The sequence below is a fragment of the Brucella sp. NBRC 12953 genome, assembly GCF_040369775.1.
In the GTDB taxonomy this organism is placed as follows: Bacteria; Pseudomonadota; Alphaproteobacteria; order Rhizobiales; family Rhizobiaceae; genus Brucella; species Brucella pseudogrignonensis.
The window spans coordinates 86283-109177 of sequence record NZ_BAABSV010000003.1 but is presented as its reverse complement, the minus strand read 5'-3'; the positions used below and the strand labels follow the sequence as shown (position 1 = coordinate 109177).

Here is a 22895-nt window from a genome sequence, read left to right as displayed (position 1 = left end):
TCGATGAGCGGGGTTTTTGTTTTGCGTAAGATTAAACGTAGCGGTTGACCACGTTTTCCAGATATTCCTGACGACCGGATCGCGGCTGCGGATTGATGTCTTTTGCTTCAACTTCTGATGCAATCTGCTCCAGCGACATGCCGGTTGCAAGCGTCTTGCCGAAATCGCCAGACCAGCCAGCATAACGCTCATCGAGCGGCTTGCTCAGCGCGCCGTCCTGCAACATACCGGCTGCAGCCTTGAGTCCGCGCGCGCAGCAATCCATGCCTCCGATATGGCCGATCAGCAAGTCTTGCGGATCAAGCGACTGACGACGCAGCTTGGCATCGAAATTGGTGCCGCCATTCTTCAGGCCGCCGTTGAGCAGAACCTGGTAATAAGCGAGCGCCATTTCCGGCACATTGTTCGGGAATTGATCTGTATCCCAGCCCGACTGATAGTCATTGCGGTTCATGTCGATGGAACCGAGGATGCCAAGGCTGCGGGCCAATGCCAGCTCATGCTCAAATGAATGGCCTGCGAGAATTGCATGGCCCTGTTCGATATTGACCTTCACCTCGTTTTCGAGGCCATAGCGCTTGAGGAAGCCATAAACCGTTGCGACATCGTAATCATACTGATGCTTGGTTGGTTCCTGTGGCTTTGGCTCAATCAGAATTGTACCCTTAAAGCCGATCTTGTGCTTGTACTCGACCACCAGATTGAGGAAGCGGCCCATATTGTCGAGCTCGCGCGTCAGATCGGTGTTGAGCAGGGTTTCGTAACCCTCACGGCCACCCCAAAGCACATAATTGTCACCGCCAAGACGCTTGGTTGCATCAAGGCATGTTTTCACGGTCGCCGCTGCAAAAGCAAAGACTTCCGGATCGGGATTGGTGGCAGCGCCTGACATATAGCGGCGATGTGAGAAAAGATTGGCTGTGCCCCACAAAAGCTTAATGCCGGTTTCGGCTTGCTTGCGCTCGAAAATATCGACAATGGCTTCGAGGTTCTTCGTGTTTTCAGCAAAATTATTGCCTTCCGGGCGCACGTCGGCGTCGTGGAAGCAATAGAAAGGTGCGCCGAGAAGCGAGAAGAATTCAAAGGCTACATCAGCTTTCAGTTTGGCAGCTTCAAGACCATCCTTATACCAGGGGCGGTCAAACGTGCGTCCGCCGAAAGGGTCGCCACCTTCCCATGCGAAGGTGTGCCAATAGGCGACTGCAAAACGTAGGTGGTCTTCCAGACGCTTGCCGAGGACGATTTCGTCCGGATTATAGTGGCGAAACGCCAGCGGATTATCGCTGTCGGGACCTTCATAACGTATTTTCTGGATGTCGCCGAAAAATCCGGTGCTCATCATGCTCCTCCAATGTTGATGCGGATGACGCTGCGTCTGGGCTTACTGAGCCAGAGGTCGCAGCGCGGGATAAAGTGCGTGGTACCGCTGATAGGCTTCGTCATATGAAGCGGTCAGCGTGTGTTCGGGTTCAATCGTGCGGGCTGTGCGCGGCGGCGTGCAGATTGCAAAAGGATCGGCGCCACTGGCGGCGATCAGACCAAGACGTGCTGCGCCAAATGCGGCACCGAAATCGCCTTCTTCGGGAAGAGAAATTGGAACATTCAATGCTGTGGCAATAGATTTGAGCCAATAGGCAGAGCGCGAACCACCACCAACTGCGATGAGCGATTTGATCTCCGTGCCTGCCGATTGCAGTGCCACAAGGTTATCGCGGATAGCAAAAGCCACACCTTCAAGGACTGCCTGCGTCATCGCTTTGCGGTCTGTTTCGTGCTCAAGGCCGTTGAAGCTGCCACGAATTTTGGCGTCATTGTATGGGGTGCGTTCGCCGGAAAGATATGGCAGGAATGTTGTGCTGCCGGGTGCGTTGAGCGTGTCGCCAAGCTCGGCGTCCAGTGCGTGCGGGCTGGTGCCTGTAATGCGCGAGAACCAATCGAGAGCGCTCGCAGCCGACAGGATAACACCCATCTGGTGCCATGTGCCGGGAAGCGCATGACAGAAAGCGTGGACAGCACTTTCTGGCTTTGGCTGATAAGCGCCATTGGCGGCAAACAGAACACCTGATGTGCCAAGCGAAACGAAGGCATGACCGGGCTGAACGGTTCCCATGCCGCAGGCCGAGGCAGCGTTGTCACCCGCACCACCAGCAACGACAGGAGCGTTGGATATTCCCCAACGCGCGGTGAGTTCAGCACGCAAAGTTCCGGTGGCGTCGCTGCCCTCCGCAAGTTTGGGCATGTGGTTTTCGGTCAGCCCAGTCTTGGAAAGCAGATCGGATGACCATTTGCGTGCGCCGGTATCAAGCCAGCTTGTGCCAGCGGAATCCGACATGTCGGATACATACTCGCCGGTGAGCCAGAGGCGCAGATAATCTTTTGGCAACAGAACCTTGCGGGTGCGCGCGAAAATATCCGGTTCGTTGCGCGCCACCCACACGAGTTTGGGTGCGGTAAAGCCCGGGAAAACGATGTTGCCGGTTATGGCACGAAAGGCCGGATCGGCATCGAGTTCGGCAGCCTCTTTATAGCTGCGTGTGTCATTCCAGAGAATGCAGGGCCGAAGCACCTGATCGTTTTCATCGAGCAGCGTTGCACCATGCATCTGACCAGAAAGGCCAATGCCTGCAACGGCGGCAAACTCTTTTGGATGTGCTGCGCGCAGGCCATCGATGGCTGCTTCACAAGCCTTGATCCATTGTGAAGGGTCCTGTTCGCTCCAGCCTGGATGTGGGCGGGACACATCAAGTTCACCATGCGCTGAGCCAATGAGCTTCTGTTCGCCGTCGATCAGAAGCGCTTTTACGCCGGATGTTCCAAGATCAAGTCCGAGATACATAATTGCTCCAGTCGAATTATCGTGTGTTCCGCGCCTCAGTCGAGCTGCGGCAGGTTGTCTTTGAGAAAGATTTCGATGCGGATATGTTCCTGTCCTTGCACAATAGCGAGGCGGTCCGCTGTTGCTTTGAGAACGCGTATGGCACTGCGAATTTCATGTCCCGCATCCTGTGCCAATACAGCATGAACAAGACCATCTTTCAGAGCCTGCGATGTGACACCATCGCGTTCGTGGGCGATGACCAAGGGTCGACTGTCGTTTCGGGAAGCTGCGAGCGCGCGGACAAGACCGCTATTGCCTGCACCCAGGCTATAAATTCCTGCCACGTCTTTGTGCTTTTCAAGAAGCTCAAGCACGAGCTTTTCAACGCGTGCGCCTTCATCAAAACCTTCGAGAACCGGCAGAATCTCGCGCCCTGAAAAGCCAGATTCCATTGCGCTTTTAAAGCCCTCAAAGCGCGCCAGATGGTCATGCACTTTCAGCGAACCGGCGATAACTGCGATGGCGCCGCCGGTGCCGTTGGCAAACAGGCCCAGCAAATGCGCCGCTGTCCGTCCCGCCGCGCCATTATCAATGCCCACATAATGTGCCCGCGATGAGCGGTCGAGATCGGAAACCAGTGTTACGGTGTGGATGCCCAATTGGGTAAGCCGTGCGCAAGCCTCCCGCACTGGATCAGTATCGACTGCAACAAAGGCGACACCATCAGGTTTGCGCTCTGCGCTTTCATCCAAAGCCTTAACAAGTGCCGCTTCATTGAACGCTGGTACAAGCACGAGATTGATCAGAACACGCTCGGACAGACCCCGCTCTGTCGCTGCTTCAAGTTCTGCGCGCAGGCTCTGCATGAAGGTGTTTTCATTATCCGGCAAAATAAAATCGAACTGGTAGAGTCTACCCCGGGCGAGATTGGCGGCGCCCACATCACGAACATAGCCGAGCGTGTCCATTGCGGCCGTAACGCGGTCGCGAGTCTTTGCTCTGACGCCGGGACGGTCATTCAGCACACGGTCAACCGTGGCGAGACTGACGCCCGCTGTTCTGGCTATGTCATGCACTGTGGGTTTCATTCTCACTCCTTGGGGCGGAACATAGGAGCTAAAATGAGGTACGTAAATCAAAAAATGCTTGCTATTCATTTTTCTTCACGTATCAATTGCATCCGAGGATGGGATCGTGTGCCTGAGCGCGCGGTTCTGCTGGAGTGATCTTGGTGCAAAGCACCGCAGGGAGGATCAACCAGATAAAGAGTGAGCGCCTCTTTGGGGGTGGCTTTGTCGTGCCAGACTCCGGGGGCGGGTTCGTTCGGGGCGAGGTCATTTATCAACCGGCACAAAGCCGGCGGTGATTGGAGGAAACGTGCATGAAACGTCGTAATTTTCTAACAGGCGCGCTGGTGGCAGCAGCTCTCGGTATCGGTTCAATGGGTGCCGTGCCTGCTTTTGCATCGCCGGAAAATCCGGTTATCGGCTTTTCGATTGACGATCTGCGCGTAGAGCGCTGGGCGCGCGACCGCGACTATTTCATCGCGGCAGCAGAAAAGCTGGGTGCCAAGGTCAATGTTCAGTCGGCTGACGGAAACGAAGAGAAGCAGGTCAAGCAGGTCGAAAACCTTATCTCGCAGGGCGTTGATGCCATCGTGATCGTCCCGATGAATTCGAAGGTTTTTGATGCGGTCGTAGCCGACGCTAAGGCTTCGGGCATCAAGGTTCTTTCCTATGATCGCCTGATCCTGAATGCCGATATCGATGCTTACATTTCCTTCGACAATGAGCGCGTTGGTTTCATGCAGGCGGAAGCCGTGCTGAAGGCTAAGCCGGAAGGTAATTATTATCTGCTCGGCGGTTCGCCAACCGACAACAACGCGAAGCTGCTGCGTGCCGGTCAGGAAAAGGCGCTGAAGGAAGCCGTCGATTCCGGTAAGGTCAAGATCGTTGGTTCGCAGTGGGTCAAGGAATGGAGCCCGACTGAAGCGCTCTCCATCATGGAAAATGCTCTGACCGCTGCATCCAATAAGATTGATGCCGTTGTCGCTTCCAATGACGGCACCGCAGGCGGCGCAATTCAGGCGCTCGCAGCACAGGGTCTTGCAGGCAAGACTGCGGTTTCCGGTCAGGACAGCGATCTGGCAGCCGTTAAGCGTCTCGTCGACGGCACGCAGACCGTGACCGTTTACAAGCCGCTCAAGCTTATTGCTGAAGAAGCAGCAAAGCTTACCGTGCAGCTCGTCCGTGATGAAAAGCCGGAGTTCAACGGCAAGATCGACAACGGTTCGAAGGAAGTCGATACGCTTCTGCTGACGCCGACTGCCGTGACCAAGGACAATATCGACGTCTATGTGACCGACGGCTTCTACACCAAGGATCAGATTGAAGGGAAGTAAACCTTCCGTCTCGCGAACCTTAGAACGGGTTGTGGGGCCAGGTGTTGTAAGCTCTGCTTTTGCATCTGGCCTTACATAAATCTGGCAATCTTTTTCTGACAGCGCTGTCGGATGCGGATTTAAACGCCGGATATTTTGAAAAATACTGCAAGGTCGATATTGATGTCCGAATATCTTTTGGAAATGCGAAACATCGGTAAAGAGTTCAACGGCGTGAAGGCGCTGGATGGCATTTACCTGAAAGTGCGCGCGGGAGAATGTGTCGGGCTGTGCGGTGAAAACGGGGCGGGAAAATCCACCCTGATGAAAGTGCTTTCGGGTGTTTATCCCTATGGCACATGGACTGGCGAAATATTCTGGGAAGGCCGTGAACTTAGGGCGAGTGGCATTCGTGATACTGAAGCTGCGGGTATTGTCATCATCCATCAGGAGCTGATGATGGTGCCGCACCTCTCGGTCGCGGAGAATATCTTTCTCGGTTCTGAGCCGACGACTGGCGGTTTCATCGACTACGACCAGATGAATGCACGGGCGACCGAACTGCTCGCCCGTCTCAAGATAAATGATATCAATGTTGCATTGCCGGTTTATCATTACTCAGGCGGTAAGCAGCAGCTGATCGAGATCGCAAAGGCGATCAACAAGAATGCCAAGCTTCTAATCCTTGACGAGCCAACCTCGGCGCTGACTGCTTCAGAAACGCGGGTTCTGCTCGACCTGATCAAGGACTTCAAAGCGCAGGGCATGGCTTGTGTTTATATTTCTCACAAGCTTGATGAAGTGGCAGAGATCTCCGACACGGTCACAGTCATTCGCGATGGCGCGCATATCGCGACACGCCCTATGGCTGAACTCACAACGCCCGATATCATCACGATGATGGTTGGGCGGGAGATGAAAAACCTCTTCCCGCGCGAACCACACGACATTGGCGAGGTGATGTTTGAAGCCCGCAATGTAAGTTGCTGGGATGTGACCAATCCGGATCGTAAAGTAGTTGACAATGTTTCGTTCGCGCTAAGGCGCGGCGAGATACTGGGCATCGCGGGCCTTGTTGGTGCGGGGCGTACGGAACTCGTATCGAGCCTGTTTGGTGTCTGGCCGGGCGCCCATCAGGGGCAGGTTTTCCTCGAAGGCAAGGAAATCAAAATCCGAACGCCGCGCGATGCGGTGCGGCAGGGCATTTGCATGGTGCCTGAGGATCGCAAGCGCGATGGCATTCTGCCTATCATGCCAGTTGGCCATAATATGACGATTTCCGTGCTTGATCGCTTTTCGCTGCGCGGCCTTATCGATAAGGAATCTGAACTCGCGACTATCCAGCGTGAGATTTTGCGACTCAAGGTCAAGACCGCTGATCCGATGTTGGCTATTGCCTCACTATCTGGCGGCAATCAGCAGAAAGCCGTGCTTTCAAAAATGATGCTGCCTGACCCGAAAGTGCTCATTCTGGATGAGCCGACACGCGGCGTTGATGTTGGTGCGAAGTACGAAATTTACAAGCTGATTTTCGCACTCGCCAAACAGGGTGTATCGATTTTGATGGTTTCGTCAGAAATGCCGGAAGTGCTAGGCATCAGCGATCGCGTGCTCGTCATTGGCGAGGGTAAATTGCGCGGTGATTTCCCGAATGAAAACCTCACCCAGGAGAAGGTTCTTGCCGCGGCGATTGGCAAGCCAGCAACCAATGCGGCCTAGTTTTTTAACATTGATCCGCAGCTAATCTAACTGGTGCATGACATGACGTTGACAGGCAAAAGCCTCAGAAAATTTCTCGCAGAATATAAGATCGTGGCGCTGCTGATTGTCGTCGCTTTGATCTGGGCATTCTTCGCCATCATGACTTACGATCCGGAAATGGGTCGGTCGCAGTTTCTGACGGCGCGCAATTTCTCCAATCTTCTGCGCCAGATGGCAATCACCGGCATGTTGGCTTCAGCCATGGTGTTCGTCATCGTGGCGGGTGAAATCGACCTTTCGGTGGGCGCTTTGCTAGGCCTGCTAGGCGGGGTCGCGGCGGTCCTCGATGTGGTGTATGGCTGGCCGCTATGGGCCACGATCAGTACGGTTCTTTTGCTAGGGGTAGTCCTTGGCGGATTTAACGGTTGGCTGACCGCCTATCTCGGTATTCCGTCCTTCATTGTCACTCTAGGCGGACAATTGGTGTTTCGCGGTATCGTGCTGGGCATTATGGGTGGTGTTACCATCGCGCCGATTTCGCCTGGGTTTAAATATATCGGTCAGGGTTATTTGCCCGGCTGGCTCGGCAATGTCTGTGCCATGGTGCTGTTTACAGTGCTGATCCTGATCACGCTCAGAACCCGTTCCAGCAAGCGCAAGCACAATCTGCAAACACTGTCGCCAACGATGGAAACCGCGCGTCTTCTGGGTACGGGTATTCTGATCCTTGGCTTTATTCTAATCCTCAACAGCTATCAGGGTGTGCCGGTTCCGGTTCTGGTGCTGCTGGTCATTCTCGGTGTCTTTACCGTCATTTCCCGTCAGACTGTTTTCGGGCGGCATATTTATGCGGTCGGCTCTAACCTTGAAGCCACGCGTTTTTCCGGCGTGAATGTGAACTTCGTCAAGATGGCCGTATTTGCGCTGATGGGACTGATGGCGGCTGTCGCAGGCCTCACCACGACTGCACGTCTTGCGGCTGGCACACCATCGGCAGGTTTTGGCGGTGAACTCGATGCCATCGCATCGTGCTTTATCGGCGGCACATCCATGCGTGGGGGCGTTGGATCGGTGATTGGTGCGCTGGTCGGAGCACTTATCATGTCGAGCCTCGACAATGGTATGTCGATGCTGGGCGTCGATACGTTCTGGCAGCAAATTATCAAGGGCAGCATTCTGGTGCTTGCCGTCTATCTCGATATCGTATCGTCAGGCACGCGTCGCGCTTGATGAGGGCGGGGGATGTCGCGCAAAACCTTCACTGGTTTTGCGCGACACGTTTTTAGTTTTTCTCGTCACCGCTCGGACGGCCAATGCTCAACAGCTGGTAGATAATCAGAGCGGCAAAAGTGGACGTACCAATTCCACCCAGCGCGAAACTTCCAATGTTTACAGTGAAGTCACCGGCACCAAAGATGAGCGCCACACCAACCGTGAAGAGATTGCGTGGATCGGCAAAGTTTACCTTGTTGACGACCCAGATGCGCGCCATTGCTGAAGCAATAAGACCGAAGACCGATACTGCCAGACCTGCCAGCACAGGGGCGGGGATTGTCTGCAGAATCGCACCAAACTTTGGCGACATGCCGAGCGCGATTGCCACGACAGCAGCGATCACAAAAATCAGCGTCGAATAAACTTTGGTCATTGCCATGACGCCGATGTTTTCAGCATAAGTGGTGACGCCTGTACCACCACCAGAACCGGAAATCATTGTGGCGATCCCGTCACCTAGAAAGCCGCGACCGATATAGCGGTCCATGTTCTGACCAGTGATGGAGCCAAGCGCTTTGATGTGGCCCAGATTTTCAGCAACAAGCACGATGGCGACCGGCGCAATGAGTGTGATTGCAGGCCAGGTAAATACGGGTTTTGCGAAGGTTGGCAGGCCGAACCAAGGCGCCGCACTTACGGCTGCAAAGTTGATGCCCGGCACGAAACCTAGACCGTTGCCGAAAATTAGCACGAGGCAATAGCCGAACAGCAGCGCCAGCAAAACGGCAATGCGTTTGGTCGCAAGCGGACCATAGGCGGAAATCATCGCCATGCAGAGTACGGTCAGCATCGCAATGGTCATATGCGCGCCGGTGCCCTTGAGTTGACCAACGGCTACAGGGGCGAGGTTCAAACCGATTGCCACGCCAATCGCGCCGGTGACAGCCGGTGGCATGAGTTTTTCGACCCAGCCTGTACCCACTGCCATAACAATAAGCCCGATCACCGCATAAAGCGCGCCACAGGCGATGATGCCGCCAAGTGCAAGGCCGATGTTAGGATTGGGGCCGCTGCCGGAATAGCCGGTGACTGCAATCACCACCGCAATGAAAGCAAAGGACGAACCGAGATAGCTCGGCACGCGACCACCGGTCATCAGAAAGAACAGAAGCGTTCCAATGCCAGAGAAGAATACCGCAACATTCGGATCAAAGCCCATGAGCAAGGGAGCGACGATTGTGGAGCCGGACATGGCCAGCAAATGCTGGATGCCCATTGGTACGGCTGCTGGCGTTGGAAGCCGCTCATCGGGCAGCACGGTGCTGTTATTGGTTAGACGCCAATTCGGGAAATAGGACATGAACCCCTCATGATCAGATTTATCCAGAGGGACTTATCCGCAATCTGGTATGATCGCTAGCTTTTATGGGAAGAACAGTCGTTTTAACCAGTCATTTTTGACATAAGAAAAAGCCCTTGCAATTCGCAAGGGCCTTATCTTTTCAACATCAGAACTAAAACTTGTAGGCAATACCCATTCTAATTTCATTGGTGCGGAGGCGATTTGTCTCTTTCGCATTACCAAAATCAAGGCTTTCTGTTCGATTGCCAAAGCCTGTAAAGCGATACTCAACCTTCAATATGACATTGTCAGTAGCGGCATAATCGACGCCAGCACCGAGTGTATAACCTGCTCGCCAACTTTTCTGGCTATATTTGCCGTCGAAGTCTTCTTCCGGTTCTACGAATGTCGCTTTGGTACTCTGGTTGACCAATCCAAAAGCAACGCCACCCGTTACAAAAGGAAGAAAGCGATCAACTGCGTAGCCAGCACGGGCACGAACAGAGCCTGACCAATCGAGCGTTTCACTAAACTTCGCCGTACCGTAATCGTTCGTTACAGTTTGATTGCCTTTCATCCGAGTATAGACTGCGTCTGCTTCAAGACCCAGTATGGCGTTCCCTCCCATATCGAAGTTGTAGCCCCCGTATACGCCTCCCAGAAAACCCTTTGATCTGGGTGTTATCGTTGCCTGTAAGCCCGGTATGCTTTCACCATCTTCGTCCACGAATGGAGAAGAAGACACGCTGTTCTTTGGGTTTGCCCAGCCATAACCAACCTGACCGCCAAGATAACCACCTGCCCAGCTAAACGGAGCTGCAACAGGTGTTGGCTCGAACGCTGAGACGACATCGGCAGCGTAAGCAGAGGAGAATGGAACTGTCGAGAGAAGTGACAATGCAATAATAGTCTTAATTTTCATAGTTACCCCAATAAACTATTCAATGAGGCCTCAATAATGTATTGTATTATAATTAAAAATAGCAAATATTAGCTAGCTAGCTAGCTATCTATTTTATTGCGTATTTTTTAGAATAAAATAATGTATTGAATATTCAGGATGGCAAGTCATTTGCCATCCTGCAGTCGCGATTTTAGTTCACAGTTTGCAATATTGAATTGCTGTCAGATGCGATGCTTCTATTTGTATCAATCGCAGGCGAAATTTTATTGGCGAAATATATGTAGTGAAAAGCGTCAGTCCTTCCGCCGATCAAGCAAATGTCTTGCCTGCTCCAATGCCAACTTAACTTGCTGAGCTTTTTCTCAAACTCGAGCGAAGCATTGGCCGACCAGAAACTCGCGATGCCTGTTGGCGTTAATGCGCGTTTGATAACCGTCAAGCCGCAGCCGTCATAGATCGCATTGTTTTCACTTCTGACCAGAAACTCCGGTCCATTATCAGTATCCATCAAGATTAGATCATATGTGGACTCATGCTGCCGTAATGTCTCCATAACGTCGCCAATGTGAATTTTCACCCGATTATCCTGAAGTGGAAAACATGCTAGAGAACCAATCACGGAACGGTTCCAGTCGACGATTTCAGGTACAAATTCGCAAACCGTCACCTCAGTATCGTTGGGCAAATAGTTGAGGGCAGCACGAAGTGTAAAGCCCATGCCAAGCCCGCCAATGAGAACTTTTTTCGGTGTGCGGCCGAGTAGCCTCAACGACCTTTCAGCGAGTATCGTTTCTGATTGGAAATTAATGTTCGACATCAACTCGATGCCGTTATAGCGAATTTCGTAGATATCGTTTCTTCGGCGCAATAGTATTTCGTCGCCAGCATTATTGCTGGCGCGTGCCAATTCTGTCCAGATTGCCATAATAAATCCCAAACGTTGACGCTGCCGGTCACCCAGCAGGACTTTTCGCATTCATTGTGAAAGGGATTGGGGTCGCTGCGGGATTAAACGCGCAGCAACCCAATGGCATCGTCCGATCTGGCATCCATTATAAGAGGAAAGGCAGACTCATCATTCGACACACCAAGCAAAAGCAGTATTTTTCGAAAGTTGATCGTCATATCCTCAGGCAGAGTTAATTATCGCAATGGATCGGCGAGTTACTGTCTCTAGGAAATGGTGGGGCTTTTTGCAAGCTTATCATGCCGATGACATTAAAGGTTGAGCTGGCTTGCCTGCTGACGCGAGCTGCGTGAAGCTGATGTATCCCAATTTTCTCTAAGTCGTATTATGGACAATGGACGCAGCGGGAAGGCAGTGCTTCTGGACTATTCACGTTATCGGCGGTCAACTTCCTTCGAGTAATGATAAGCTCAATGCCAAAAAATTGTGGCAAGCGAACAGAACGTCAATTGTTTGCGTTCACTAGCCGAATTGGTGCTTTGGTAATGGAGAGCACTCAATAAGTGAGATAACTTCTGGAGAGAAGCTGCTAAGTTAGAGGACCGATAACCAGGGTCCCTATTTCAGCATTACACGCAGCAATGCCTCTATGATCGAATGCTTGTATCGAATGTAGAGCCTTGGTATTCCATACGGATCATCATCTGGCTTGGAGCTCCTGCTTACAGTCGCAACCGCGCTCTTATATCCGGCATCTTGTACCATTTCTCGATGGATCGGTTTGTTCCCACCATACGGATAACAAAAATTGGTTACCTCGCTACCGAGCATATCCTCTAATGCGCGTTTGGATTCTGTAATTTGACGGCGCGCTTCGATGTCAGGCGTTTCCGGTAAAAGCACATGATCGAGTGTATGAGCTCCGACTTCGTGACCTAAGTCTGCCCATTCGCGCAATTGGGATACGCTCATGCAGGCTGTGTTGGGTATGCCTTCTTTGCTGTCCCAAACGTTGCTCCCACCGATCTGATTTGAAACAAAGTAGTTCGTGGCTGTAAAGCCGCAATCGGCGAGAACCGGAGCTGCATTCTCGAGTGTGTTCAAGAATCCGTCGTCGAACGTTATTACGACCACTTTGCCTTGCTTTTCTCCTCGCAAGTAAGGCCAAGCATCGCGAACAGAAAGACCTTTATAGCCAAGAAATTTTAGCGCCAGCATTTGCTTTCGAAAACTATCGGGGTGCACAAAAAGCCCTTGATAAGGTGCTTTTCTTTCGGGCAGCGCTGCTATCTGGTGATAGAGAAGTACGGGAACCGACATAAAACCTCGATTGTACAAAATTTCTTTCCGTGGCAAATGTAGCCACACATTTAATAGGTTCAAACTTTATGAAGAGCTATATTGTCAATCTTGATCGTGCGCCAGAACGTATGACACGCATGGCGCAAATTTTAAGATCCCAAGCTATCGAATTTGAACGATTTTCAGCAATTGATGGGCGAACCTTTACCCCAACCGACATTGAGAATTATAGGAAACAGCGCCAGCAAGGTAAGCCCATGACGACTGGCGAAATTGCTTGCGCTGAGTCTCACTTGGCTATTTTCAGGATGATCGTAGAGCGCGAAGACGATTATGCTGTTGTCATGGAAGATGATTTGCATTTGTCCGCTGATGCTGGACGTTTTCTCAATTCGGCGGATTGGATTCCACATGGAGCGGAACTCATCAAGCTCGAAACTGTCGGTGAACCGACGATTATAAAAACCAAAACTATTAGTCTCGATAGTGATCGAAAACTGGTACAGCTAGCGCATAAACACTGGGGGTCCGGGGCCTATGTAATCAGTAGGGATGCCGCGCGCAGAGTCCTCAGAGATTACGTGGCCGGGCTAACACCGATCGATGACTACCTGTTTGACCCCACTGTAAATGATTTTCAGCTTTGGCAAATGTGTCCCGCAATTGCCGTACAGGATATCATTCTCATGAATGGTGCCACACCAGAGATAAGCTATTTGGCGAGCGAAATTGAAGACGGGCGCAAGGATGCGTTAACTTCCAAAAGTAAAAAAGTTGGTTTTTTTGCGGTCGTAAAACGTGAGACGCGTCGTTTCGTGCGCAAAACACGTCGTCGGATATACACCTTCTGGGGCATCCGCATATCTCGTAAAATTAAGCGCACGGTCATTATGTTCAAGGCTTAGTTTCGCACCTTTTTGGAACGAACTAATTTTAAGCACCTTCCTCCGGCTGGCTTTTTTAAAGATACGACATAACGAGCCGCGGGCACGTTGCGGGACTGGTTGGTCTTAAGGTGTTGAGGATACGATCCCGGTGCGGTACATTTTCCAAACTGTCGACGATATGCCCGGCTCTTCAGGCTTGGGTACCGCTGGCCCGTCTGTTTTCGACTTCACACATCCGCAGAGCGGACCTTCACGGTCTGATAGCTTGGCTATTTCTCTTTCTTACCTTGATCATAATGCCATTTGATGGCGAAGAACATACCCGTGCCTAACACGAGAACCTTGAATGTAACGAAGACTACAATGAACCAATCCATCCGAATATTTCCAGGCTGCTATCTATTGTGAGGGGTATTACCTCAAAATTGCTGATTCAACAGCTTCAAATTTTGTTGAACCTATAATGCAGCCGCAGTCGCGGGACTTTCTTGCCAAAAGAAAAGCCCCGGGGCAGCCGGTGGCCGTTCCGAGGCTACGCCTGATCGATTGTCACACCTCACCGACGCCCAAGCATCATCTCACATTCTGTTTCGACGGCAAGGTTCTTTCCATTCAAAGCTTTGAGATGGTAGCTTTTTGAGAAAGCGGTTATCGCACTTCAAGAACGTCGCCGCTCCGCCTGTCGATGACTACGCGCATATCGTTGTCACGGCGATCAATGCCGCGGATAACATAAACGCCTCGACGACGAGACACGCTTTCTACTTCATCCATTCCTTCGTCGCGAGCAATTCGCGTTGCGCGACGCTCACTTATTTCGTCGCGATCAGAACGGCGATCACGTTCCATTTGGCGGTTCCCATCAGGATTTACTCGGATACCATTTGGACCCAGCTCGATACTTTGCGCATTTGCTGAAACTGTGAAGGCGAAAGCCGAAATAGCCACCGCTGCGATTGCTGCAAACTTGTACATGGCACATATCCAATCTTGGTTTCGCGCCCGCCATTGAACTGAACACATTCAACTGCAGGTGGTTCCGGATATTGCGGTCAACTCAGCTAACACGCAAAATATCTCGTGAACTATGTGCCACCCGTGCCACAAACATTCAAAATGACGGTTCAATGAACTGGATATGTGTCTTTCGAATGCGATGGGTACCAAAGATTCGACCGCCCTTTGAGGTGGCCTTTTTGACGACAGGAAAATCAATGGCGCGGCATATCAAGGCACCAGTGCTTTCACTGCACCAAGCAGCGGGAATGTTTCACGAAGAATTTTTAAGAAAAGGCCATTCATGTTTGGCCATTGCTAGCTAATGCGCCAGTTGCAGGAGTTCCAAAGAATGGTGAAGCTAAATTTGTGACGGTTATGCCTAACTATAAAACCTTAAACGCTTCCTTGTTAAAGCCTTATATTAAAGATTTGCTCATTTACTGAGATCGCTGCAAATTATTGGCGATGCTTCTTATGCATATTACTGAGAGAGATGAGTGTGTTACATTCCATGTCGTATGGATTTGCCGGGTTTTTTGCAACCAGTCGTAATTACAGGGAGCAAAACGTGACATGAAAACGGCTATTCACAGAGCGTTAAATTTATCTAAATCGTTGATCTTATTAAAGAAAGTTTTGGCTGGGGAACCTGGATTCGAACCAGGACTAACGGAGTCAGAGTCCGTGGGTCTACCGTTAACCTATTCCCCAGCAGGGTCACGTATCAGTGTTGTTCCTGAGGCGTGATTTCGACGGAAGCGAGTGCTTCGTTAGTCGGTGGCCACCATCTAGCGAACTCAAACGATGAGTGCAAGCCCTTCTTTTAAAAAATGTGGCAAATTCTGCTATTTCTTTGTTGCGCCCGGAAAGTATTGGCTTTGCATCGCAAATTGCCAAGTGCGTGCATAAAAAAAGCCCGGCAGCAGAGGTGCGGCCGGGCAAGGAGCAGGCTGGCCGAGAGGGGACCCGGCCTGTGAAGGTGGCGCCTGCCAGATGTCAATCAACAGATGTGGCGGGTCGCCTCCACGCGCAAGCGTGCATCTGCCAAGGCAGCCAGAACGCGCGTCGGATCTTCCGCGCTGCGTTTGTGAATAGCCGTGTAGAGGTCTCCACTCTGAAGCCCGATATCCTTGAGCAAGTAACTATCGAGTTCATTGAGATGAAGCACATGGCGCCGGTTTCGGAATAGCGTCCAGCGACGCATAACCGACGTAAACACGGATTTTACCGCTTGCTTGAGCACGGAGGTCAGTGTGCTCGTTGCCGGTAAATGTGTCATGGTGGTCTTGCTTATCGCTGTCATTGCCGCTCTCCTTTAAGCGCGCTTCGTCAAATTGTTTCTATCGTCAGGTCATTCGCTTTCGCGTCTCCATTCTCTGCGACACCGGCTTTATCCAATAATGGAATTGATTGTTCCAACGAATGTTTTTAATGTAACAGTTCAATAATAGTGATGGATGGTTTTGATGAGTGCGCCTTTGGATCTGGACCAGTTGCAGACCTTCATTGCCATTGCCGATACAGGTAGTTTCACCAAAGCGGCGGACGCTGTTTTTAAAACACAATCTGCGGTTTCCATGCAGATGCGCCGCCTTGAGGAACGTATCGGAAAGTCACTCTTTGAACGTGATGGACGCATCAACCGCCTGACCGAAGACGGCGAAAGGCTGCTGCTTTATGCGCGCCGCATGTTGTTGCTGAATGGCGAAACCATCGCGGCCTTTGATGATACGCAACTGGAAGGCCATGTGCGTATCGGCACGCCCGACGATTATGCAGATCGGTTTCTGCCTGAAATCATGGCACGTTTTGCGCGGTCTAACCCGCGTGTCGAACTTTCGGTTGTTTGCGAGCCGACAGTTAATCTCGATGAAATGATCCGTCGTGGAACGCTCGACATCGCTCTTGTGACGCAGTGCGATGATAAGCGCCGGTCTGAAGTTGTGCGCACCGAGCCGCTTTTGTGGGTGACGTCGGCCAATCACGCGGTACATGAAGAAGCGGTGCTTCCGCTCGCTGTCGGACGACCGACTTGCATCTGGCGCCATGCAGCGATCGATGTTCTGGAACAGGTAGAACGCGATTACAGGATTATTATTACGAGCTGGTCTGCGACTGTTTTGGCAGCAGCCGTTCTTTCGGGGCTTGCGGTTTCGGTCTTGCCGGAGTGTGCGCTACGGCCTGGAATGCGTGTTTTGGGTGAAGCGGATGGTTTTGGCACCCTGCCGGAATTTGGCATTGGCATCATGCGTGGACATACCAAGCAGAACGCGATTGTTGACGCGCTGGCGCAGCATATCATTGAAAGTCTTGATAATATTTCATCGCCGGCACCGGCTGCACTTGCTTCGGCTGAAATTTCAGCCTTTCCGTCCATTCGGACGCGGCGCGTGCGCAGCAACGAATTGTTGCCTGGCTGGTGATGGTGCATAAGATACAGGGTGACGTCTTGACCAGTTGACCGGAGGGGGGCGCTGGGTGCCTATGATGGGATGAGCATGGGTTCCGATTCTATTCCAAGCGGTACCGCTTCCAATGTAGCGGAATACAGCGTTTCCGAGATTTCCGGCGCTTTGAAGCGTACGGTCGAGGATACGTTTTCGCATGTGCGCGTGCGCGGCGAAATTTCTGGTTATCGTGGTCCGCATTCGTCGGGACATGCCTATTTTGCATTGAAGGATGACCGGTCGCGGCTTGAGGCCGTGATTTGGCGTGGATCGATGGGGCGTTTACGCTTCCGCCCTGAAGAGGGGATGGAAGTCATTGCCACTGGCAAACTGACGACTTATCCGGGCTCTTCCAAATATCAAATCGTCATCGAACAGATGGAGCCTGCGGGCGCTGGCGCGCTGATGGCGCTGCTTGAAGAGCGCAAGCGCAGGCTGGCCGCCGAAGGCTTGTTTGATCCGGCGGCCAAGCAATTATTGCCTTTCATGCCGCGGGTTATTGGTGTTGTCACATCGCCAACAGGGGCGGTAATCCGCGATATTATTCACCGCATTTCGGATCGCTATCCGCTGCATGTGATTGTCTGGCCGGTGCGTGTGCAGGGCGAGACAAGCGGAGCGGAAGTGGCCGCAGCGGTGGAAGGTTTCAACGCGCTGACTGATGACGGCGCAATTACTCGTCCCGATGTGTTGATTGTGGCGCGTGGCGGGGGCAGTCTTGAAGACCTCTGGGGCTTCAATGATGAGATCGTTGTGCGCGCAGTTGCGGCTTCGCATATTCCGGTGATTTCCGCTGTCGGCCATGAAACGGACTGGACGCTGATTGATCTGGCTTCCGATGTGCGCGCGCCAACGCCGACTGGTGCGGCTGAAATGGCTGTGCCCGTCAAAGCCGATCTGGTTGCAACTGTTGCAACGCAATCGGCGCGTCTGGCGTCTGCCATGTCGCGGTTTATTGACCTGAAGCGTCAGGCGCATCGTGCGGCGAGCCGAGCGTTGCCTTCGGCCGATCAGTTACTGGCATTGCCACGGCGTCGTTTTGATGAAGCCGCTTCGCGGCTAACGCGGGCCTTGTTTGTGAATACACAAAAGAAGCGTGTTCATTTTGAGGGTCGCGCACGTCAGTTGTCGCCGCGCTTGCTGCAACGTGGGTTCGACGAACAGAAGCGTCACATGAAGCTGCTCGGACAGCGCCTGCCGCGTGCGCTTGAAGCATTTTTGCGCGAACGCCGTACGTTGTTTGCAAGACGTTCCGACAGGCTGACGCCAGAGCCTTTATTGCGGCGTACGACACTTGCGAAAAGCGCAATCGAACAGCTTGATCGGCGGCGTGATCAGGCGATTAATATCCTGTTTGAGCGCACAAAAAGGCGTGGTCAGGAATTGGAACGCCTGATGCGGACACTGTCTTATGAAAGTGTTCTTGATCGCGGCTTTGCGGTTGTTTTTGATGCCGATGGAAAGCCGGTCAAACTGGCCGCAAGCGTTTCTGAAGGCGACGCTTTATCGATCCGCTTCCGTGATGGAGATGTTTCGGCAACGGCGGGACATGGTCCCGAGACAGCATCACCGAAAGGCGCGACGCGCAAGGCGTCATCGTCTGGTCCAGGCGGGCAGGGATCGCTATTTTAGCAACACATGCCCTTTGATCGCTTCATCATCACTCAAGATAACGCGTAAGTTGCAGATTACGTTGTTTTCTTAAGGCTCACTTAAGTTTGGTCTCCTCTTTCTCGGCACACATTCGCTGACATGCATTCGTAGTGGGAAGGCATGTGGCTTCAAGTCGTGCAAATGAAAGAGTTTTTGGATGTCGCGTAAATTTTCTGAAGGCAGTGGTGTGCCGCTGCTGCCCAAGGGTGTCACAAGCCGCCGTGCATTTCTGATCGGTGCAAGTGCTGTCGCACTTTCGGGTTGCGTTTCAACGGCCCAGCAGGCCGCGCCTGCTAAAGTTGCTGCCGCGCCAGCCCCGGTGCGTGCCGTGCCGCCAATGTATGAGGCAATGCCCTATGAACAATTTCCGCTCCCCGCGGTGAATGTTGCCAAAGTCGATCCGAAATTCTGGCGGCAGGAAGTTGATTATCCGACCAGTGAGAAGGTCGGCACCGTCATAGTCGATACGCCGAACAAATATCTCTATCATGTGCGCAGCAATGGCCGCGCCATGCGTTACGGCATCGGTGTAGGGCGCGATGGTTTCTCGTGGGCAGGGCGAGCGGTTATTGCTTATAAGCGTCAGTGGCCACGCTGGACGCCGCCGGATGAAATGGTTGCCCGCCAGCCCGCTCTTCAACCGTATAGCATTGCCAATGGCGGTATGCCTCCGGGCCTGAAGAATCCGCTTGGTGCCCGCGCGCTATATATCCACAAGGATGGGCGAGACACGATCTATCGTCTTCACGGCTCGTCGGAAGAATGGAGCATCGGCAAGGCGGTATCGTCGGGCTGTATCCGACTGCTCAATCAGGATGTCATCGACCTTTACAACAACGTGCGCGATGGCAGTACGATTGTCGTTATCCCTGATCCGAGCAAGGGAACGCAGGTTTCTGCTTAATGAACAGAAGGCGCGGATTTCCGCGCCTTTTGCTTATTTGAAGGGAGGCTAGCGCATGTCGCCTATAACCGCTTCGCACTTTTCGGAATGCGCTTTAAATACCTGTTTCCTTGCAGACCACCACACGCCAGCCGTCCGGGTCCTCATAGGTGAAACTGCGGTTGAGCCAATATGGATTTTCTGGCTCCACAGGCGCATAGCCTCCATCCTGCATCCGTTTGTTCAAACGATCATAAGCCGCCTCGTCGGTTATATAAATCACCAGCAGATTATCTTCCGACGGAGCCCGGCAAGGACTGCCTGCTTCATGTTCTGTGAATTCAAGATGTACATTTTTTCCGGGCAGGCCCAGCATGATACCATTATATCCGGCGTGCGCTTCAAAGGCACCAAGTTGCGGCAGCCCAAGACCATCACGATAAAAAGCGACCACTTCATTGAATTTATCCGTCGGTCGGGCAAAGCGGATTTGCACAGGGACAGCCCCTTCGCCAAGAGTGAATGATTGTTGGGTCGATTGAGTATTCATTTTGCGTTCCTTTGGTTTTAGTGCTGTCCGGATGCGGCCAGTGCCTGCATTCCGCGCCATAGGGATGGCCCCTGCATAACGATGACGCCAATGGCGACGAGCAGGACGCCGATCATCCGGGATGGCGTGATTTCTCTTGATACAAATCCCATGATGCCGAAATAATCGATCAGCACAGAGGCGATCAGTTGTCCGGCGATAACCGCGGTCATGAAACCGGCTGCGCCAAGCTTTGGTGCAAGCAGAATGGCGGCGGTGATATAAAGCACGCCCGCAACGCCGCCGATCCATATCCATTTAGGCTGTCCCGAAAGACCGGTGAAAGTGGGTAGGGACACTTTCATGGCCAGCAAAACCGGCAGCACGCAGATAATGCTGACAATCAGCGAAACGATAGTTGCCCAAAGTGGGTGGCCGAGCGCTCGGCCAAGAGCCGCATTGGCACCGGCCTGAAATGGCACCACCGCACCGGCGATGAGGGCCGCGACGAGAAATGTAAGTGATCCCTGAGCCTGCATGGAAGGTCCTTTCGTCTATTCCTTTAGCTCCGATCTAGTTATATGTTTGATGAATGTGAAATTCAGATTGCCGAGATAACTATGCATCAGATGAATAATCTAAGAAGTGTCGATCTAAATTTGCTCGTCATTCTGGATGTGCTTCTGACGGAGCGGCACGTCTCCCGCGCAGCTATACGGCTCAATATGAGCCAGCCAGCAGTCAGCCACGCGCTGGCGCGTCTGCGTGATCTGCTTGATGATCCACTACTTGTCCGTGAAGGCACGGGTCTGGTGCCAACGCTCAAGGCAATGGAAATTGCAAAGCCGCTGACGGAGGTTCTGACGGGTGTTCGCGCGGTACTTGGGCCGCAGGGATTTGACCCGGCAACAACACAGTATCGCTTTCATCTTTCTATGTCGGATTATGGCGGCAGTATCCTGCTGCCGGGGTTGGTGCGCGAATTGCGGAAGGACGCACCGGGGATAGATCTTGCGGTCAGTCAGTTCAGTCGCGAAGGCATGATCGCGCGCATTCTGGATGGCGAGATCGATCTGGGCTTTGGTGTCTTTCCGCATCTGCCAGCGCAAATTGCAGCAGATATCATCATGCAGGACGAATATGTCTGTCTGCTTGATCGCCGAAGTCTTAAAGGTCGCGAATTTGACATTGAGACTTATTTCGCACGCCCTCATGCGTTGGTGGCGGTGCGTGGCGATGCGACAACGGAGATCGATGAAAGTTTGAGGCTTGCAGGGCATACACGGCACATTGCCGTGGTGGTTCCGCATTGGGGCGTGGCACCACAGCTGATTGTCGACACAGACCTCATCTTGACCATCGCGCGGGGCGGGCTCAAGAACCTGCCGCCGGATGATAATCTGGTTGTCCTGCCTGCGCCTGTGGCCCTGCCACCTATACCTTTTGTGCAGATATGGCATAAGCGCCGGGAAAGTGACCCGGCGCATCGCTGGTTACGATCGAAGATTAGCTCGACCGATTTGAAGGCTTAGTAAGCGTATTCAAGGAAGATCGGTTCGACCGAGCCTGCCCAAACGCTGTTATAGGCTTTGAGCATACGTTCGGCATCGGTGATACCTGCTGCGACGATTTCTTCGAGCGGTGCCAAGAAATGAGTTTCGTCAAAGCCGTCGCCATTGAGCTGCTTGCGGTTCAGAAGACCAAGACGGGAAATCTCCAGCGTCTTGCGTGCAATCTGCGCCACCGGCTTGCTGCGGAATGATGCATTCAGAGCTTTTGCAGGCACATCGTTGCGTAGCGCCAGAACCTCTTCATAGGTCCAGTCTTTGGTCAGATCTTCGGCGGCACTGAGTGCTTCGTCGTCATAAAGCAGACCAACCCAGTAAGCGGGCAGAGCGCAGATGCGACGCCATGGACCACCATCAGCACCACGCATTTCCAGGAAGCGCTTGAGACGCACTTCCGGGAATAGCGTCGAGAGATGGTTGGTCCAATCGCCCATATTTGGAACGGGATCGCTGACTTCACCCTTCAATGCGCCATTCATGAACTGGCGGAAGGTGACATGCGTGCAGTCGTGATAACGACCGTCGCGCAGGATAAAGTACATCGGAACGTCGAGCGCCCATTCGACATAATCGATGAAGCCGAAGTTTTCCGAGAAAACGAAAGGCAAAACGCCCGAGCGCTGGTTGTCGGTGTCGCGCCAGATGTTGGAGCGCCAGGACAGAAGATTGTTCGGCTTGCCTTCGGTGAAAGGCGAGCTGGCGAAGAGCGCTGTCGCAATCGACTGGAGCTTCATCGAGACCTGCATCTTGCGGCGCATATCGGTTTCGGAGCTAAAGTCGAGATTAACCTGAACGGTCGAGGTGCGGTACATCATGTCGAGACCTTCATGCCCGACTTTCGGCATGTAGTTGCTCATGATCTTGTAACGCGATTTCGGCATAACGGGCGTCTCAGCCAGCGTCCATTTAGGGCTGCCACCAAGGCCAAGGAAACGAATGCCCAGCGGTTCCGCGATCTCGCGTACCTGCGAGAGATGTGCATTCACTTCGCGGCACGTCTGGTGGATGGACGAAAGCGGCGCGCCAGACAGCTCGAACTGGCCACCCGGTTCAAGCGAAATTGCACCCTGTCCGGTTGGTTCAACGAGGCCAATAATATTGCCTTCATCGATGATCGGCTCCCAGCCAAGCTTGGCCTTCATGCCTTCGAGAATGGCCTTGATTCCGCGCGGGCCATCATAGGGGACAGGGCTGTTATCCGCTACGTAGAAAGGAAATTTCTCGTGTTCGGTGCCGATGCGCCAAGCATCTTTCGGCTTGCTACCTTCGGCAAGATAGGCTGCGAGTTCTTCAACACCGGTCAGTGCTGTTTCATCGGTCGTGTCGCGCGCCATGTATAGTGTCCCTAGTCGAATTTGTC

At 52.7% G+C, this 22895-nt stretch carries 20 protein-coding genes and 1 tRNA gene; 8 read left to right on the top strand and 13 right to left on the bottom strand.

Features of this window, described 5'->3' with window-relative positions; all coding sequences use genetic code 11:
* Positions 1 to 31 precede the first annotated feature (31 nt).
* From xylA to ABWV94_RS08015, 3 genes are read right to left on the bottom strand one after another with little or no spacing between them, the layout of a single operon-like run.
* Positions 32 to 1339, bottom strand: a complete 1308-nt coding sequence (gene xylA / locus ABWV94_RS08025) for a xylose isomerase (protein WP_007877823.1) — start codon at positions 1337 to 1339, stop codon at positions 32 to 34.
* 42 nt (positions 1340 to 1381) lie between these two features.
* Positions 1382 to 2836: a xylulokinase gene (gene xylB / locus ABWV94_RS08020; RefSeq protein WP_353413046.1), complete on the bottom strand. Its 1455-nt coding sequence runs from the start codon at positions 2834 to 2836 to the stop codon at positions 1382 to 1384.
* A 35-nt stretch (positions 2837 to 2871) separates the two neighbouring features.
* Positions 2872 to 3906 carry a LacI family DNA-binding transcriptional regulator gene (locus ABWV94_RS08015; protein WP_112807524.1) on the bottom strand — a complete coding sequence of 345 codons (1035 nt, stop codon included), beginning with the start codon at positions 3904 to 3906 and terminating at the stop codon, positions 2872 to 2874.
* Between the two features lie 293 nt (positions 3907 to 4199).
* Here ABWV94_RS08015 and xylF point away from each other — a divergent pair, with 293 nt between their 5' ends.
* From xylF to ABWV94_RS08000, 3 genes are all read left to right on the top strand, one after another.
* Positions 4200 to 5219 (top strand): D-xylose ABC transporter substrate-binding protein, encoded by a 1020-nt coding sequence (gene xylF / locus ABWV94_RS08010; RefSeq protein ID WP_353413043.1) that lies wholly within the window; start codon positions 4200 to 4202, stop codon positions 5217 to 5219.
* Between the two features lie 162 nt (positions 5220 to 5381).
* Complete coding sequence (locus ABWV94_RS08005) at positions 5382 to 6917, top strand: xylose ABC transporter ATP-binding protein (protein ID WP_105519983.1); 1536 nt, start codon at positions 5382 to 5384, stop codon at positions 6915 to 6917.
* Positions 6918 to 6959: 42 nt separating this feature from the next.
* Positions 6960 to 8129, top strand: a complete 1170-nt coding sequence (locus ABWV94_RS08000) for a sugar ABC transporter permease (protein ID WP_353413041.1) — start codon at positions 6960 to 6962, stop codon at positions 8127 to 8129.
* Positions 8130 to 8181: 52 nt separating this feature from the next.
* Here ABWV94_RS08000 and ABWV94_RS07995 read toward each other — a convergent pair whose 3' ends face one another.
* From ABWV94_RS07995 to ABWV94_RS07980, 4 genes are all read right to left on the bottom strand, one after another.
* The gene (locus ABWV94_RS07995; protein WP_353413039.1) at positions 8182 to 9474 is read right to left on the bottom strand and encodes a solute carrier family 23 protein; all 1293 of its coding nucleotides are present in this window, start codon (positions 9472 to 9474) and stop codon (positions 8182 to 8184) included.
* Positions 9475 to 9628: 154 nt separating this feature from the next.
* The gene (locus ABWV94_RS07990; protein ID WP_353413037.1) at positions 9629 to 10378 is read right to left on the bottom strand and encodes an outer membrane protein; all 750 of its coding nucleotides are present in this window, start codon (positions 10376 to 10378) and stop codon (positions 9629 to 9631) included.
* Positions 10379 to 10550: 172 nt separating this feature from the next.
* Positions 10551 to 11285, bottom strand: a complete 735-nt coding sequence (locus ABWV94_RS07985; RefSeq protein ID WP_353413035.1) for a spermidine synthase — start codon at positions 11283 to 11285, stop codon at positions 10551 to 10553.
* 600 nt (positions 11286 to 11885) lie between these two features.
* Positions 11886 to 12587, bottom strand: coding sequence for a polysaccharide deacetylase family protein (locus ABWV94_RS07980; protein ID WP_105519979.1), 702 nt, complete (start codon positions 12585 to 12587; stop codon positions 11886 to 11888).
* A gap of 68 nt (positions 12588 to 12655) precedes the next feature.
* Here ABWV94_RS07980 and ABWV94_RS07975 point away from each other — a divergent pair, with 68 nt between their 5' ends.
* Positions 12656 to 13474 carry a glycosyltransferase family 25 protein gene (locus ABWV94_RS07975; RefSeq protein ID WP_353413033.1) on the top strand — a complete coding sequence of 273 codons (819 nt, stop codon included), beginning with the start codon at positions 12656 to 12658 and terminating at the stop codon, positions 13472 to 13474.
* Between the two features lie 630 nt (positions 13475 to 14104).
* Here the strand turns inward: ABWV94_RS07975 and ABWV94_RS07970 are convergent.
* The 3 genes from ABWV94_RS07970 to ABWV94_RS07960 all read right to left on the bottom strand — a co-directional run bounded on the left by ABWV94_RS07970 (position 14105) and on the right by ABWV94_RS07960 (position 15758).
* Positions 14105 to 14431 (bottom strand): PepSY domain-containing protein, encoded by a 327-nt coding sequence (locus ABWV94_RS07970; RefSeq protein ID WP_353413032.1) that lies wholly within the window; start codon positions 14429 to 14431, stop codon positions 14105 to 14107.
* A 661-nt stretch (positions 14432 to 15092) separates the two neighbouring features.
* A tRNA-Gln gene (locus ABWV94_RS07965) sits at positions 15093 to 15166 on the bottom strand.
* 289 nt (positions 15167 to 15455) lie between these two features.
* Positions 15456 to 15758: a DUF1127 domain-containing protein gene (locus ABWV94_RS07960; protein ID WP_353413030.1), complete on the bottom strand. Its 303-nt coding sequence runs from the start codon at positions 15756 to 15758 to the stop codon at positions 15456 to 15458.
* Between the two features lie 163 nt (positions 15759 to 15921).
* Here ABWV94_RS07960 and ABWV94_RS07955 point away from each other — a divergent pair, with 163 nt between their 5' ends.
* The 3 genes from ABWV94_RS07955 to ABWV94_RS07945 all read left to right on the top strand — a co-directional run bounded on the left by ABWV94_RS07955 (position 15922) and on the right by ABWV94_RS07945 (position 19459).
* Positions 15922 to 16878 carry a LysR substrate-binding domain-containing protein gene (locus ABWV94_RS07955; RefSeq protein ID WP_064321175.1) on the top strand — a complete coding sequence of 319 codons (957 nt, stop codon included), beginning with the start codon at positions 15922 to 15924 and terminating at the stop codon, positions 16876 to 16878.
* Between the two features lie 75 nt (positions 16879 to 16953).
* Positions 16954 to 18534, top strand: coding sequence for an exodeoxyribonuclease VII large subunit (gene xseA, locus ABWV94_RS07950; protein ID WP_353413027.1), 1581 nt, complete (start codon positions 16954 to 16956; stop codon positions 18532 to 18534).
* Positions 18535 to 18712: 178 nt separating this feature from the next.
* Positions 18713 to 19459, top strand: coding sequence for a L,D-transpeptidase (locus tag ABWV94_RS07945; protein WP_353413025.1), 747 nt, complete (start codon positions 18713 to 18715; stop codon positions 19457 to 19459).
* A 94-nt stretch (positions 19460 to 19553) separates the two neighbouring features.
* Here ABWV94_RS07945 and ABWV94_RS07940 read toward each other — a convergent pair whose 3' ends face one another.
* Positions 19554 to 20048: a VOC family protein gene (locus ABWV94_RS07940; RefSeq protein ID WP_353413023.1), complete on the bottom strand. Its 495-nt coding sequence runs from the start codon at positions 20046 to 20048 to the stop codon at positions 19554 to 19556.
* Positions 20006 to 20506, bottom strand: coding sequence for a DMT family transporter (locus tag ABWV94_RS07935; RefSeq protein WP_105519971.1), 501 nt, complete (start codon positions 20504 to 20506; stop codon positions 20006 to 20008). The genes ABWV94_RS07940 and ABWV94_RS07935 overlap by 43 nt, the downstream gene beginning before the upstream one ends.
* Positions 20507 to 20587: 81 nt before the next feature.
* Between ABWV94_RS07935 and ABWV94_RS07930 the strand changes: the two genes are divergently transcribed.
* Positions 20588 to 21499 (top strand): LysR family transcriptional regulator, encoded by a 912-nt coding sequence (locus ABWV94_RS07930; RefSeq protein WP_353413021.1) that lies wholly within the window; start codon positions 20588 to 20590, stop codon positions 21497 to 21499.
* Here the strand turns inward: ABWV94_RS07930 and ABWV94_RS07925 are convergent.
* Entirely contained in the window at positions 21496 to 22869 is a 1374-nt protein-coding gene (locus tag ABWV94_RS07925) for a glutamate--cysteine ligase (protein ID WP_353413019.1), read from the bottom strand. The genes ABWV94_RS07930 and ABWV94_RS07925 overlap by 4 nt on opposite strands.
* Positions 22870 to 22895: the final 26 nt, after the last annotated feature.